This is a genomic window from Sphingobacterium sp. UME9 (assembly GCF_014170215.1).
Taxonomy (GTDB): Bacteria; Bacteroidota; Bacteroidia; order Sphingobacteriales; family Sphingobacteriaceae; genus Sphingobacterium; species Sphingobacterium paramultivorum.
This window is the reverse complement of sequence record NZ_LZZP01000009.1, coordinates 158,476-173,939: the sequence shown is the minus strand read 5'-3', so window position 1 is coordinate 173,939 and position 15,464 is coordinate 158,476. Positions and strand designations below refer to the sequence as shown.

General features: G+C 40.4%; 9 protein-coding genes. 3 read left to right on the top strand and 6 right to left on the bottom strand.

Going from position 1 to position 15,464, the window contains the following annotated elements; translation table 11 throughout:
* The first annotated feature begins 11 nt into the window (after positions 1-11).
* Both A9970_RS13995 and A9970_RS13990 read left to right on the top strand, forming a co-directional pair.
* Positions 12-1,127 carry a hypothetical protein gene (locus A9970_RS13995; RefSeq protein WP_182982741.1) on the top strand — a complete coding sequence of 372 codons (1,116 nt, stop codon included), beginning with the start codon at positions 12-14 and terminating at the stop codon, positions 1,125-1,127.
* Between the two features lie 134 nt (positions 1,128-1,261).
* On the top strand, positions 1,262-3,676 hold the full coding sequence (locus tag A9970_RS13990; RefSeq protein ID WP_182982740.1) for a TonB-dependent siderophore receptor: 2,415 nt from the start codon (positions 1,262-1,264) through the stop codon (positions 3,674-3,676).
* Between the two features lie 69 nt (positions 3,677-3,745).
* On the opposite strand, the gene A9970_RS13985 is transcribed toward A9970_RS13990, so the two are convergent.
* The 6 genes from A9970_RS13985 to A9970_RS13960 all read right to left on the bottom strand — a co-directional run bounded on the left by A9970_RS13985 (position 3,746) and on the right by A9970_RS13960 (position 14,331).
* Positions 3,746-5,509, bottom strand: a complete 1,764-nt coding sequence (locus tag A9970_RS13985) for a hypothetical protein (RefSeq protein WP_182982739.1) — start codon at positions 5,507-5,509, stop codon at positions 3,746-3,748.
* A gap of 355 nt (positions 5,510-5,864) precedes the next feature.
* A complete protein-coding gene (locus A9970_RS13980) occupies positions 5,865-7,211 on the bottom strand; it encodes an alpha-L-fucosidase (RefSeq protein WP_182982738.1) in 1,347 nt (448 codons plus the stop codon).
* Between the two features lie 11 nt (positions 7,212-7,222).
* Positions 7,223-8,890 carry a RagB/SusD family nutrient uptake outer membrane protein gene (locus A9970_RS13975; protein WP_182982737.1) on the bottom strand — a complete coding sequence of 556 codons (1,668 nt, stop codon included), beginning with the start codon at positions 8,888-8,890 and terminating at the stop codon, positions 7,223-7,225.
* A 24-nt stretch (positions 8,891-8,914) separates the two neighbouring features.
* A complete protein-coding gene (locus A9970_RS13970) occupies positions 8,915-12,397 on the bottom strand; it encodes a TonB-dependent receptor (RefSeq protein ID WP_220801614.1) in 3,483 nt (1,160 codons plus the stop codon).
* Between the two features lie 183 nt (positions 12,398-12,580).
* Positions 12,581-13,684, bottom strand: a complete 1,104-nt coding sequence (locus A9970_RS13965; protein ID WP_182982736.1) for a FecR family protein — start codon at positions 13,682-13,684, stop codon at positions 12,581-12,583.
* Positions 13,685-13,743: 59 nt separating this feature from the next.
* Positions 13,744-14,331, bottom strand: a complete 588-nt coding sequence (locus A9970_RS13960) for an RNA polymerase sigma factor (RefSeq protein WP_182982735.1) — start codon at positions 14,329-14,331, stop codon at positions 13,744-13,746.
* Positions 14,332-14,556: 225 nt separating this feature from the next.
* On the opposite strand from A9970_RS13960, the gene A9970_RS13955 reads away from it, so the two are divergent.
* A complete protein-coding gene (locus A9970_RS13955; RefSeq protein ID WP_182329858.1) occupies positions 14,557-15,111 on the top strand; it encodes a hypothetical protein in 555 nt (184 codons plus the stop codon).
* Positions 15,112-15,464 lie beyond the last annotated feature (353 nt).

The window sequence follows — 15,464 nt, the reverse complement described above, 5'->3', positions numbered from 1 at the left end:
CAAATGATAGGATGAATAACGATAATGGATTGATTGTGATCGGAACGCGTGTAAATACCCCCAAAGGGCGGATGTTCTATTTGGGAGCCTATCGGGATATACCCCAAAAAGTTGATCCCAAAGATATGTTGCTCTTGGGACGTGAAAATGCTATCTATTCCTTTGGTGAACATCCTTACATTTGGGATGGTATCTCTGCTATGCTGAGGAAGTATCATGTAGATAAACGGATGAAGATAACGGCGACTGACTCTATTCATTTCAAAAGCTTAATTAACAGTGAATCGTTTGGTTCGTTAGCCTTTATTTCAGAGGAAGAGGCTTATGCATTCTTTCTTGCCGACGGAAAGATTATCCAGTTCAATCCAACTACAATGCGTGTTACAGCGTCTCTGATCGTACAACCACTTCCGAAGGGAAAAGCTACAGAGGTTAATACAAACACCTATTATTCCTTTGTAACGGACGATCATACCGTACTATTGCCTATAGGAACAAATCCCAATAGCTTTGCTAAATTTCCGACCAACGCCCAGGTTGCTGTTTTCAATTACAAGGAAAAGACAATACAGTATTCAAGTGATTCACGTATGTCGCTAGGGTATAATAATTTTGCTGTAGATATTTTGAATGGCGACCTGTATTATAGACCATCTAAGTATATCGCGCGAGCACAGGATTATTCGCCTGTAGTAGATTCACCGCCAACAGGAGGTTTGTTGAAGGTTCGGAAAGATGGGAACTTTGATACGGACTTCTTTGTCGATCTTCAGAAAGTACTTGATGCGCATTGTATCGTGTCGGTTATTTATATCAAAGGCAAAGATGTGCTGGTGCAGTATATTGAAAAGGGATGGAGAGTTCCAGAAGATCCCGGGGCCTGGTTTAACTGCCCGACCAAATTAGCGGTGGTTGATTTGCATAAAATGACCTATAAGGATCAACCTCTTTTAGATAAATATGGAACCATTTATCCAGTGGGTGAGGTGGATGGTAAACAATATTTTTCCAATTTCGGAGCGAAAGATGGTACCTATCATTTTCTTGAACAGGATGATGGCCAAATTTTCAAAACTAGAATAGAGACCCTTGGCGGAAGTGGTATCTATATCGCCCGTATCAGATAACGATAAAATATTTGTCGAATAATTGAAGTGCTGTTTGCTAACAGCAATGGGAATGTTATTGATTAGTATTTTCGTTTAATGTAAATATTTATTGTTTTATATATATTATTCATGTTTTTTTTATTTTTTCAGTTATGAAATCAGTTTTATCAATTTTCTTATGTTGCATATTATCCTTTGCTGCCGCGGCGCAAACGCAGGACAAAGTCAAAGGAAAGATTATGATATCCGAAAGCATTCCGGCAAAAGATGCACTATTGAGACTCCTGAATACGGCCTACCAGACTAGGACCAATGCCGCTGGTGAATTTTATTTTAATGATGTACCTCCGGGAAAATACATTCTCCAGGCCTCTGTCAATGACGTGGAGATTATCCGTGAAAATATCAGTATTAACGAAAATACAGAGAACCTTCCTGTCATTTATGTGATCAAAAAAATGAACAATTTAGATGGGGTAACCGTGTATGGATATAAAAGAAACAAATTCTTGGATCAGGATACAACAATGATTGCCAAGATGCCGCTATCTTATATGGAAAATCCGCAGGCATATACCAGCATCAACCAAACGATCATGAAGGAGCAATTGACGACTGACGTTTCCGATGCATTGCGTAATGTACCTGGTATGATTAAGATGCAGGGTAGTCCTGGTCGAGGTAGTGGCGACGGTAGCTTCTATTACAGTTTGCGGGGATTTCCAACGAAGGTTTCTATGGTGGATGGCGTTCCCGCTACGACAAATGGGGAGATTGATCCAGCAGATATAGAACGTATAGAAGTTATCAAAGGACCGGCAGGAACGTTGTATGGTGGTGCGGTGACTTCTTTTGGCGGATTGATTAATGTGACGACAAAGAAGCCCCGTGACTATTTTGGTGGCGAAGTAGCCTATACATTTGGAAGTTTTAATCTCAATCGACTGACTACCGATGTCTATGGTCCTGTAGATCGCAATAGAAAAACACTATTTCGATTGAATAGTGCTTATCAATATCAGAATGGATTTAGGGATTCCGAATTCAGAAAATCATTCTTTGTCGCACCAACGTTCAGTTATCAGGTCAGTGACCGTTTGACATTTAACCTTGGAGCACAAATCTATAATTACGAAGGTACCAATACGCCGATTATCTTCTTGAGCAGAAACCGCCAATTTTTTGCCAGAACACCGAAAGAATTAGGTTTTGACTGGACAAGATCCTATTCTAATAACGACATGACATTGAAAGCTCCAGCAATTAATATCAAAGGTGAGATCAATTACCGGATATCCGATACCTGGACTTCGCAGACCATTATCTCCAGAAATTTCCGTAAAACGGAAGGACTTTATCAGTATCAGTTTATCCGCGGAAATACCAGTGATGCAATGCTTGAGCGCAATGTGCAATGGAACAATTCTGAGGCTGCTTCTACAAGCATACAACACAATCTCAATGGTACATTCCAGCTGGGTAGCATTAAAAATAAACTGCTTATTGGGATTGATTATCTCAATCAGTCCTTACGTAACAACCATTCACCTATCGTGAAATACGATACCGTAAATGCCCAAAATCTGACAAGTGGCTATGGTTTTATTTCCCAGGAATTGGCAACGGCAAGTATTCAGAAATCAAAAGGCAATATGATCAGAACCTACGCATCTAACAATGTTTATGGCGCTTATATCTCCGATGTTGTCTACCTGACAGATCGTTGGACTACCCTTTTAAGTCTGCGTTTAGACCATTTTGATTCAAGAGGACAGCTCAATCTGAACACGAACGTTCGTGATGGAGAATATAAACAAACAGCTTTATCACCCAAATTTGGTATGGTCTATCAGTTGGTAAAGGAGCAACTTTCAGCTTATGCGAATTACATGAATGGCTTTAGTAATGTTGCACCGGTTGATAATAAAGGAATTGTAGGTTATAGTAATATTTTAAAGCCGCAAATGGCTGGACAATGGGAAGCTGGGATAAAGGCTAATCTATGGAAAAATCGCTTCAACATGACTGCTTCCTATTATGATATCACAGTGAATAATATGAGCAGGGATATTGAAGTTACACAGGATGCACAATCTGCTATTGTCACGATCCAGGATGGTGAACAACGTAGTAAAGGTGTTGAATTTGAATTGATCACTAACCCGGTGAGAGGATTAAATATTATGGCCGGATATACTTACAACGATAGTAAATTTCAGAAAGCTGACGCTTCAGTTGAAGGACGAAGACCTGCATCTGCAGGACCGGCAAATGTCTTTAACTCTTGGCTTAGCTATGTATTTCAGAATAGAACCCTTCATGGATTTGGAATCGGACTTGGTATTAACCGTGTCGGTGAGCAGATTACTGTAGATCAAGAAGCGACAGGTCGGTTCACCTTTCCGGCATACACGCTGGTCAATACATCCCTTTTTCTGGAAAGAGAGAAATATCGATTTGCTGTGCGTATGAATAATTTGACCAATAGCGAATATTTTGCAGGACAGGGGGTTATCGTGGCTCAGATGCCACGTAATTTTGCTGTGCAACTCAGCCTGAGGTTTTAAGCAAATCACAAAAAAGCCACATCATCTGATGTGGCTTTTTTGCGATTTGCTTAATAGCTATACAATGTCTTATTTGACTTGTGTAATTGTTCCGTTAGTAACGCTTCCCCAATTTGTAAGACTTCCATAAACAATTAATTTAGACTTACTGTTGGCAAATTCTACCTTTCCGCTACCATTAATAGTCAAGTTACCGTATACAACAACTTCACCGTCAATAACCATCTTACCATTGATAAATGAAGTGGATTTTGATCCTACAGTTCCTTGAGAAAGTGAGCCAGTTACACTCAAGATACCGCTTCCGTTTACGGTAAAAGTTCCACCAATAACGCCTGAGCCCACCAAATTCATTGTTGAATTGACGTTAATGTTTTGCTTCAAAGCGATTGAACCATACATATTGAATACACCGCTGTTGATGTTAACAGAATTTCCATTGATATTGAGTGTTCCACACCAGTTAAAATTCCGGTTGATATTGACATTTGAGGCAAATGTTTTTGTATCTGAGTAGCTCGCTTCATTATTGACATTCAGGTCTCCTTGTGTACTACCTGTGAAAGCTGGATAAGTACCATTACAGCTTGGAGTTGTTGGTTTCAGATCGATGAGTTTAAGAATTTTTAAGCCACCTTTTCCCGTTGCCACAAAAACATAGTTATCTCTACTGATCACAAAATTACTTGAACTGTTGTCAATAGCGTTGAAACTTGCACTACCGATATAGTTAAAGTTGTTTTGTGTGTCAAATTGATAAGCTGCGATACCAGCACCACCGTTGGCAACAAATACACGTTTGTCGTTTGTGGATACAGCATTTGTCACAATATCTTCCGGATCCATATTGCTGTCGTCGGGACTTACTGGAATACTAATGCGTTTATCCAGTGCTCCTGTATTGATATTATAAATACCCAAGCCCTGAGCGCCTTCAGAAGCTAAAAGATAATTGCTGTAAAAATCGATAGTACGCTTTGCCGAACTTGGATTTTGACCCACATTGATTGTTTTAACCGGATCAAGATTATTGGATACAACTTTTATCCCCTGTGTTCCTGAAAGCACATACACTTGATTTTGGTATGTTCTTACAGATAGGAGATCCGCAATAGTTACCGATTTTTCGATAGCACCCGAAGATTTATTGATTTTGGAAATAGCACCCGCATTACCTGAAACAGCATACTGGCTTTCGTTGTTAAAAGTAACATCTGTTGCCACATAGCTTGGCAAACCTGTATAACGATAAGCATCGGTAGGTAATCCATTCTGAAGTGGTAAAACAATAAGAACTGCAGGTGAGGTCATTTTTGCCAATACACCTTCATCTGCTGCTCCAGCTAAGAGTAGGCTATTGCCATCAACTGCCAATGAGCTTATGTCGATATTCGGCAATTTAGCATTTACGATAAGACGTGGGTTATTAATATCTGAAATATCGATGACATCGACACCACCAAGATATCGATCACCTTCGGTATTGTAACTTACATAAGCGTAGTTGCCCGATACCGCAACATGGGTTGCACGAAGCTTATTGCCTTCATAATCCGGAGGAGCGACTTGTGCGACCAATGCTAACGAGAAATCTGGGTTCTGAGTGGCAGTGACTGTCGAACCATTGGCTGCTCGCTTACCGGATGCTAAAAGATTAGATAACGGCAATAAACCAGCATTTTGATGATCTAAACGTGCATTCAGTTGACTTGCATTATTGTCAATAACAACAGACTGATTTTTAGGATCATCAATGTTATCATTGTTTTTGTTACAGCTAATAATTGCGGTCAATGTCAATGCTAAAAGTGGCAGGTAAAATTTCTGTTTCATAATATTATATATCTATCACAAAAGTAAATCAAAAATCTTATAGTTAAGTTTTGTTGCGGTTAATTTTTATAAAGCTGTAGTTGTTTTACTACTACAGCTTTATGCAGTGTAAACTTCTAATGAACATAAATTTTTCCATAGCTTGTTCAACTGAGTTTACTCGTATACAAAAGGGTCTGATATAAATCAGACCCTTACTTTGGAAGATGGAACTCTTTGTTCTTTCTTATCGCTACGGTTTCCTCTTTTATATGGAATTATTTCATTTTTTAATCCTTATTTGATGTTCAATGCACTAATGCAGCTCAAAGAAGGATTTCTTATTGCTGAACGTTGCGCAACTAAGTCTTGTAGCTCAAATGTCATAAACTGCAAAGCTTTTTATTTGTGGCGTTGCTGTCGAATCAACGACATGAAAACGAATTTTAGATGTTTTGATCTTGTCGAACTTATGTATCCTTTTGTTGCCAACTGATTCACCAGAAGCAACGTTTACCCAATTATTATTGATCCAGGCGGCTATGGTGTATTTTCGAATACGCTCGCCACGCTGTATTACCTCACCAAAGATGACCTGATTTACAGTTTTAGGCGTTTTCAGGTCTAGGGTAAAGTCTTTTGCTGCTTTGTTCTTAACGATTGCTATGGGATGGGATATGACAGTGGTCAATGCGCTACCAAACTCTGCTAGTCGATTAACATCCTCTTTTGGAACCAAGCCGCTCGTATCGACTACAATGCCCAGTAACATGTTGGAATTTCTCCCTACACTGGTATAGTAGGAATCCACCAGTTGATCCACCGAAAGGAGCTTCTGTCCATTTTCTTTCCAAAACCAGCCACCTTGCCAACCGGTACGCATTGGGAAATCGGCTTCCCCCGGGCACCATATTGCCCCATTTGGATTGCCGTTCAAACCATCGATAACAATTGTCCCCGTCGCTGATGTTGTGAAATCCGAACGGCTCCAATTGGGATATGGTGCTCTTCCTTCTTCATTGCCTATCCATCGGATCAAATTTTTGGCATCACTTGGACCTTGAAAAACGACAGCATCAGGCTGTAGTTTTTTTAGTAACGGAGCAATATCCGGTCCGCCATCTTTTATGGGCAGTACTCCGCCATCAAACCAGATTTCAAACAGCTTACCATAATTTGACCATAATTCGGAAAGCTGCGTTTTCACCACTTCATTGTATTGCTGTTGCGTAAGTGGGCCTCCGGGTTGAACTTTACCGGGATTGTTTACGTGCAAATATCCATTGGCGGAAGCGCTGGCATAGATGCCAGGTCTGATGCCATATTTTTGACAGGATTGGATAAAATCCTTTACGATATCGCCTTTTCCTGCTTTCCAAGGTGATTTGCTGATATTATAGTGATGTGCTTTGGTAGGCCATAAGCTGAATCCCGAACAATGCTTTGCGACGAGCACAGCATATTTTGCACCCGCAGCTTTGGCAGCCTTGATCCATTGATCTGTGTCCAATTTGCTAGGGTTAAATACTGAGGCAGGAGGGTGCGAGCCCCATTGTTGCCATTTATAGTCGGGCACATAGTTCACAACATCGAAGTGAAAAATTACCCCGATCTCTGCTTCAGCCCATGCTACATGGGCCGGAGAAGGGATCACTTCCTTTTGTTGGGCGTTACAAAGTAAGCCCAACAAAAGGAAGTAGATCATTAAAATATAGTTCTTCATTTTTATCATTTTTATTGCCATCCTGTATTCTGTCCCAAAGCAGGGTTTAAACTTATTTCCTCTAACGGGATTGGAAATAAATACATTTTGTCATTCCATGATCTTTTTTCTAGTGCAGTGTAGATTCGAATATAAAAATCGCTATTGACAGTTATACCATTGACTTGTGCCGCTGGATATTTGGCTCTTAATGCAGGAGTAAGTTTCATCCCTAATATTGTTTCAGGACGTTCGATTCTTTTTCCTGCTTTCCAGCGTAACAGATCGTCAAACCTGAAACCTTCATCAGCGAGCTCGACTCTGCGTTCCCTTCTAATTTCGTCTATCAAAACCGAAACCTCTGGAAAGACCGAATTGGGATCTCTTTTTAGCGATGCAATAATCATATCTGGCATACCTACACGTCTTCGCAGCAGATTGATACTTTTGTCGATATCAGTTTGTTTGATATCACCCAGTTCGGCCTTGGCTTCGGCATAGATCAATAGTATTTCAGCATATCGGAAGATAAAAAAGTCTAGAGTCGATTGATTGGCTTGCCACATAGCAGGGTCTGAGCTTCGTCCTTTAATCAACTGATACCCTGTATTGGCAGTGTTTGTTCCAATTCTGGGTAGATCAATAATGTCTTTCGATCCGTCGCTGTTTTGTAGTAATACAAAGCCTTTGGTTGCAATTGTCTGTTTGGCCCTTGGGTCACGATCCGCAAATTCATCCTCAGGTGTATTGTCTCCTTTATATTTTGTGCTAAGCGCGGTAGGTAGTCCATCTGAACAAAGATAATTTTGGACGAAATCTTTGCTGTAGCCTGTCCCTGTCTCACCCAAAGTCCTACTGATACCATTCATAAGGATGCTTTGAAGGTAACGTCTTCCAAGAATAGACTCGGTGTTGCCATTGAGTTCCTGTTGGATAAAGAGATTGTAGTAATCCGTTGTTGGATTTCCGGTAGAGTATAAGGAGTATTTATTTGATCCCATGATAAGTTCGGCAGCACTGAGCGCTTCGCGAAGATATTTTTCGCTCCCTTCGACACCAAAATATTTTCTTCGGGTTCCCTCCCATAGACATATACGGGCTTTTAGTGCTGCGGCTGCATATTTATGCAAGCGTCCGGCAGAAACGTTATCGGCAGGAATATTTTCGACAGCAAAATTTAGGTCGGCTAATACCGAATCCATGACGATATTACGAGGCGTTCTCGGCGCATAAAGCTCTTCACTTTTTTCCGTAAGATCCTTATTGTACCAGGCAACGTCTCCATAACGTTTGGAGAGCCCCCAATAAAAAAGAGCGCGAAAAAACCGAATTTCACCGGCATATTGATTTTTAATTGCTGCACTAGCTTCGGCATTGTTATAGCGCTGTAAGAAATAATTTACATTACGGATATTTGTCCAGTTATAACTGGCATCTGTATTGGGAACAACATATTGACCAGCTAAAAAAGCGTTTATACTACTTGGGACTTTATCATCTGACTGATTGTCCTGGATAAAATTTTGGGTAGGCAGCGAAGTATAAAACTGATTCGCATAGAGCATCAGGTCATTTTCATTCTTGAAGAAGGTTGGTTCGGTGATCGAGGACAAAGGTAATCTATCCAGGTAGCTGTCTTTTTTACAAGAAGTAATAAACGCCAATGAACCAAGTATGAGCAGTGTTTTTAAAATTTTCATAATCTAAAAGCTAAATCTTATCAATTAAAATCCGAGTTGTAATCCAAATGCCACCGATTTACTCTGTGGAGCATCTTGAAAATTGAGGACTTCTGGATCGAAGGCATCAAATAAGCTCGTAAATGTTAGGAGATTCTGTCCTGAAATATACACGCGTGCACGCCCAAGTTTGGCCTTTTCAGTCCATCTTTTAGGTAGTGAGTAACCAAGTGTAAGTTGTTTCACCCGAAGGTAGGCCGCGTTTTGAAGGTATTTTGTCTGTTGTTGCGAGTTTCCACCATTACCAAATCGTAGCCTCGGAAAATAAGCATCCCTGTTTTCTGGTGTCCAATAATCTGTTGCATAGACAAAAGGGACATTCCATTCGCTCGTAAATCCCCAGAAAGCACTATTGCTGATCCAGGTATCGCGCTTGCCTATACCTTGTAAGAAAGCCGAGAAATCAAAGTTTTTATAATTCAATCCCATGTTAAGACCAAACGAATACCGAGGTGTAGAATTTCCGATAATTTTTCGGTCTCCTGGATTGCCGACTGTGTTGTTGCCAAAGTCGATTTTACCATCATTATTTAAATCTGCATAGCGGATATCGCCTGGCCTCCAGGTGCCACCCCATACTTGGGTCTGTTTTGGCGCCGAATCAATCTCTTCCTGACTTTGAAAGTAACCCTGTGTTTCAAATCCCCATATTTCGCCGTCTAATTTACCTTCATACCAGTTATTGAATATTTTGGTTGTATTCAGCGGATATTTCGTGAGCTTGGCATGATTGTCCGATAACGAAAGCATCACGTCATAGGAAAGGTCATCGCCTATGCGATCATTCCAACCCACACTAAGCTCCCATCCCTTTGTAACCAATGTACCTGCATTTTGGCTTGGAGCGGCTGTTCCCAGTACGGATGGGAGCGGAACTCCAGCAACAAGCATATCTCGTGTGCGCCTTTCGTAAAGGTCAAAGCTACCTGTCAAGCGGTTTTTAAGTAAGGCGAAATCTAAGCCGAAATTGGTCGTCGCCGATTTTTCCCAGGTAAAGTTTGTGCTCACAAGCCCTGGAGCGCCTACACTCACACCGGTTTGATTACCAAAAATATAGCCCACGCTATTGTTTACGGGCATTGTCGGTAGATAGGGATAGAAATTGGAAGCGGAATATAAATCATCACTATTGAAACCTTGGTTAGGCAATTCACCGTATGATGCTCTCAATTTTAAGTCATTGACAACATCCTTAATGCCTTCCATAAAGTTTTCTTCAGAAATTCGCCAACCTGCAGAAACGGAGGGGGTAAAGACATATCTTTTATCCGCAGAAAAACGGGAGGATCCGTCGTAACGACCATTTATTTCCAATAGGTATTTCTTATCGAAAATATAGTTCAATCTGAAAACTGTTCCAAAGAGTGCCCACTCGTTCTCGGCCCCAGTGACACTTGGTCGGGGATCATTATTTAGATTGATTGCCGGTTTGGTGGGGTCAACTAGATTATTTGCGAATATGCCTAATCGTTTGTAGCGGCTACTTTCTCGATTAATACCAACCATTGCTTTGAAATAATGTTTTTCGGCGAAGGTGTTTTCGTATGTTGCAAAAGCATTTAAGGCAAAGTAATTATGGTTATCTGTTGTTTCTGATACAGATGAAGGGTTTGTCCAAGGAAATGTTCCGAGCAGAATCCCATTCACACCATATTCCTTAAAAGGAATCTGATGGCTTTGTAGAAAGTTGTTGTAAGCATTCCAGGTATAATCAGCGACGACCGAGACATGTTCGATAGGTTTGATTTTTACTCCTCCAGTCAGCCATAAATCATTAGAATATCGTTTTCTTTTTCCATTGTTGGCAGCTACAGCGAAAGGATTGGTAAAACTGCCTTGTCCTGAAAAGTTACCGTCAGGATGTCGAATTGGCATAGTCGGTCTCAAGTCTCCGGAGATCCATCCAGAAGATGTTCCCCCCGTAACGACTCCGGCTGTTTCTTTATCGTCTATATGTGTGAGGGCGAAATTTCCTGTTAGGGTCAGCCAATCTGTAATTTCCGAGTTTACTTTCATCGATGGATTCAAGCGTTGATACTTTTGACCAGCCTCTTTAAATAAACCCTTTTGTTGTAGATAGCCTAGGGAGGTGATCACCGAAGTTGCACCACGGCCTCCTTGTAATGATAGATTGTGTCGCTGCATCGGCGCCCATCCTGGATATTGTTCCTTAATCCAGTCTGTATTTCCAACATAACGATACTTGGCTGGATTGGAAGGGTCTACATACACCGGAAGGTTGTTGGCCGGATCATTAAAATAGGCATTGGCAAGAATAGAATCTTGTTCTGTAAAAGATTCTGTTGCTGTAGTTCCACCGTCTTGTCCATTTCGATTTGCCTGGCGGTGCATTCTAATGTAGTCGATCGAATTGATGTATTTGGCCATTTTGGTAGGCCTGGAGACGGTGTATTCTCCTGTATAATTGATTTGTGGATTTTGGCTTTTCGGGTTTTTTGTCTGGATCAAGATGACGCCATAAGCCGCTCTACCGCCATATATAGCTGCCGCAGCGGCATCTTTTAAAACGGTTACATTTTCCACATCCGAAGGATCAATAGAATTGGGATCACGTTGTACACCGTCTACTAAAATCAGGGGGCCTGCGGTACCGCCATTGATCGATCCTGTACCGCGGATGTTGAACTGAGAACCAGTTCCCGGTTTGCCATTGGCAGAGGTAATGTTTAAGTTTGGTACTAAGCCTTGTAATCCTTGACCCAAATTTGCAATTGGGCGATCTGCCAAACGTTTGGCACTCACGGTTGCGACTGCTCCGGTCAGATTCTCTTTCTTTTGGGTACCAAATCCGACAACAACGACTTCCTCGAGGTTACTGTTTGCTGCCTTTAGAACAACATTGATTTCGTTTTTTCCCTGCGTTGGTATTTCCGCTGTTGCATATCCAACGGAACTAATAATCAATAGGCTGTTTGATTCTGGTACAGTAAGGGAAAACTCCCCTTGGGCATTGGTACTTGTGCCGATGGCGCTACCTTTTAAAAGAACATTTATACCAGGAAGAGCTTGCCCATTTTCATTTGTCACTCGCCCTGTGATTGTCCGTTTTTGAATATTGTCATTGACGTTTTTCGCGATAGGCTGTATCGTTGGTTTGCGCCCTATGGCGATAGAGCGCCCCTTTATTTGATAATCTAACGATTTCTCGACTAAGAGTTCATCCAATAGAGAGGTGATCGATTTATTGTTCGCACTAATCGTGATCGGTTTAATATTTTTTAGGTCGTTCTCGTCATAAATGAACGTGTAACCCGACTGTCTACTGATCTCAATCAATATATTTTTCAGTTGTGCTTTATGCTGATTGAGGTTGATGCGCTGTGCGCGAACATTTCCCATAGCCACCATAATGGAAGCTAATAGTAGAACAAAGGTTAGTTTCATAGACAGATGTGTCTTGTAAGATTTCAGGTATTGGTAATAATACTTTGGATGATCTTTTTTCATATTCTTTTAAGTTTAATAAACAATGCAGGTTGATACCTATACAGTCCTTGGTTGTGGAGACCATATAAGTCAGATTTACATTGGCGGTTATAGGTTTTCGTTCCGGGTTTTGGCGGAACTAACACAATAATTGGTTTCGGATCTCTTCTCGCATATCGATGAAAAAGTATTTTTTTTATCATGTTATCGCATAGCTACAATCCTCCTTCCTTCTCTTGTGAATTTTACGTTTGACTTTAACTCAATAGCCTGCAACACTTCAGATAATTTGGCGTCCCTTGGGATAATGGCTGAAAATTTACGATCGCCATAGGGGCCCATGTCGACTTCAACATCATACCAACGTTCGATCTTGAGGGCATATTGGCTCAAAGGCTCCTCATGCAGTACATAAAGACCGTCCTTCCAGGCATAACTATCTTCAATACCGCTGGTTGTTATTTCGATAGCATCTTTTCCATTGACAATTGCCTGTTGCCCTGGACTTAAGAGGGCCTGATGTTTTGTCTTTGTGTCTGTAACGCGCAGACTGCCACTGACAAGTGTCGTGTATGAACGGCCATTGTCATTATAGGTATTGACGTTGAGACTTGTCCCCAGCACTTCAATACGCTGTTGTGCTGTTTGTATGACAAATGGTTTGTGTACATTTTTGGCAACGTCCAGATAGACTTCACCTGTCAGCTGGATTTGTCTTTCTTTACCAATAAAGGTCGCTGGATAAGTGATAGAAGATAAGGCATTCAACCATGCTTTGGTACCATCAGGCAGCACGACTTCAAATTGACCGGCAGCCGGTGTTGAAAGCCGGATTGTTTTTACATCCTCCGTTTCAATGATCGTCGTTCCATTATTGTATCCCAATGAGCCTTCTTTTGAGATAATGCTGCTATTTTTTCCGTCTAGAGCAATTGCTGGTTGTCCATCTATTGATAATAACGCTTTGTTTTTGCCTGGCGCAATGTCATCAACAAACAACTCATGTTTGCTTTCTTGATTATTATTCCGTTGTAGATATAGTATTGCTCCAATTGTAAAAAAAGCGAGGAGAATTGCAGCAATTGCTATAATGTACCCTTTATTATAATAAGGCTGCTCTTTAGAGATTCCCTTTAATCTTTTTTGTAGTTCGATTACATCCGAAATTAGCTCCTTGTCAGATGGAATTTGGTCTTCACCTAGATTAAGATACCATTCGTCAACAAGCGCTTGTTCTTGTGTTGTACATTTCCCTTCTAGATATTTCTTAAGTAAGGAGGGGCCATTTGCATGCTCTTGGTTCATCATGATAATATAGTTGGTTACTTCTATATGACGGACGAGAAGGGGGGAAAGGGGGGGGGCGATTAGAAAATTTTACAAAAAAACAGTAAGCTTACCCAAAGCAAGCTTCCTAATTTACTGCGAAGCAGACGTAGGGCTTCTTTCATATAACTGCGAACGCTATGTTCTGATAGATTAAGTTTTTTTGCGATATCCTTGTGACTGAGATAGTGCTCCCTACTCAGTTCAAAGACCTCTCTTACACGTGGGGAAAGTTTATTAAGCACACGATCTATTTGTTCCTGAAGCAATTTCTCCCTTAGGGAATGGTCGGTACCTCCGGTATGATGTGTTGTAATAGGAGGTAATGAAGCCAAATACTTGGTTTTTGATTGTTCCTTGGCGATATGATCTATTATACGGTAGCGTATGGCACTGTGGAGGTAGGCAGATATTTCTCCCTGGATAGCTAATGTATACCTGTTTTGCCAAATCGAAGCAAATAAGTCATGGACGATATCCTTAGCGGCTTCGCGATCGTGCAACTTATGGGTTGCGTGAAGATATAATAAGGCAAAATAAGTGTTATAGAGTTTCTGAAAGGCAAGAGAGTTCCCATTCTTTAGCTCTTGCAGCAGATCCCTTTCTTCTATTTTTTGCTTATTGTACATGATCAATGGACAATATTAGTAAACAATGCATAGTTGAGCAAATCTATTCAGCTTTTGTTTGCATGCACACGATTGCGTAATATTTGATCTCCCAACGCTTTCCGATAACTTGATTAGAAAACGTTTATTTCAGTTCTATACGGATGTGTATATTACTAGATTATAAAATGAAATTGATAATTTTGAAAATAGCTAAACCACTCAAAAATCTGTAAATTATCAGCTATGAAAAGAATAATATGTTTTACCATTGGATGTCTACTTTTCAGTGCTATTTATCTGCAAGGTTGCATGAATAGTGGAAATACTATAGAACAGCGGGGAAAAGAGCCCTCAGTCCCGATACCATCTAATTTTGATTCACTGGAGTATTATTTTGTGGATATTGATTTATTTAAAATAGGTGAATTGGAGGACAAAAAGAATAAATCTGAGAAAGAGCGTCTTTTGTTATCAGTATTGGAAGATGATAAGTTGGATCTTTCCCTTTTACCTCATTTGAAGAATATAGGATATGTTAGAGGCTCACTGGGTCAATCTCTCTATAGTGCTGTCGACTCACTATTTTTCTTAAAAACAAGAACAGATCATGTCGACACCTCTTGTATTTATGAATTTCGAGATATCCTTGTGTTCTATAAAAATAAGCAATGCATTGGGATCGCTAAGATCTGTTTTGATTGTAAAGCTATGGTTTCATGGAGCGAAAAACCAAATTTCGCAGGTTTCGGTGATTGGGAAGATTACGATAAATTGCATCTTTTACTCAGGAGAAAATAAAATTTCACCTTTCGAATTCATTTATTTTCCGATTGTTCTAAGGTGTTAGACCAAAATACCTAGTACAAATTATCGCTGAGTCAGCGGGCTGTTACCAATAGCGACAGTTGGAAAGTGTCAGTTGGGTGCTACCTTGTGAAATGTAGCTTTTTGTGTTGAATTAATTTTTAAGATAACGTTTTTTGTATATTTTTATCAGCTCATAAAAAAACTGAATGTTAAATTCTGCGTTCTTATGTTCTGCTTGAACGATATTAAGGAATAAGCAGTAAGAGAACGTTCAATTGATTTAAGAACAGCGTTACCTAAGCATTAGCTTTATGCAAGCTTAGCCGATATATTGTATACTAAAA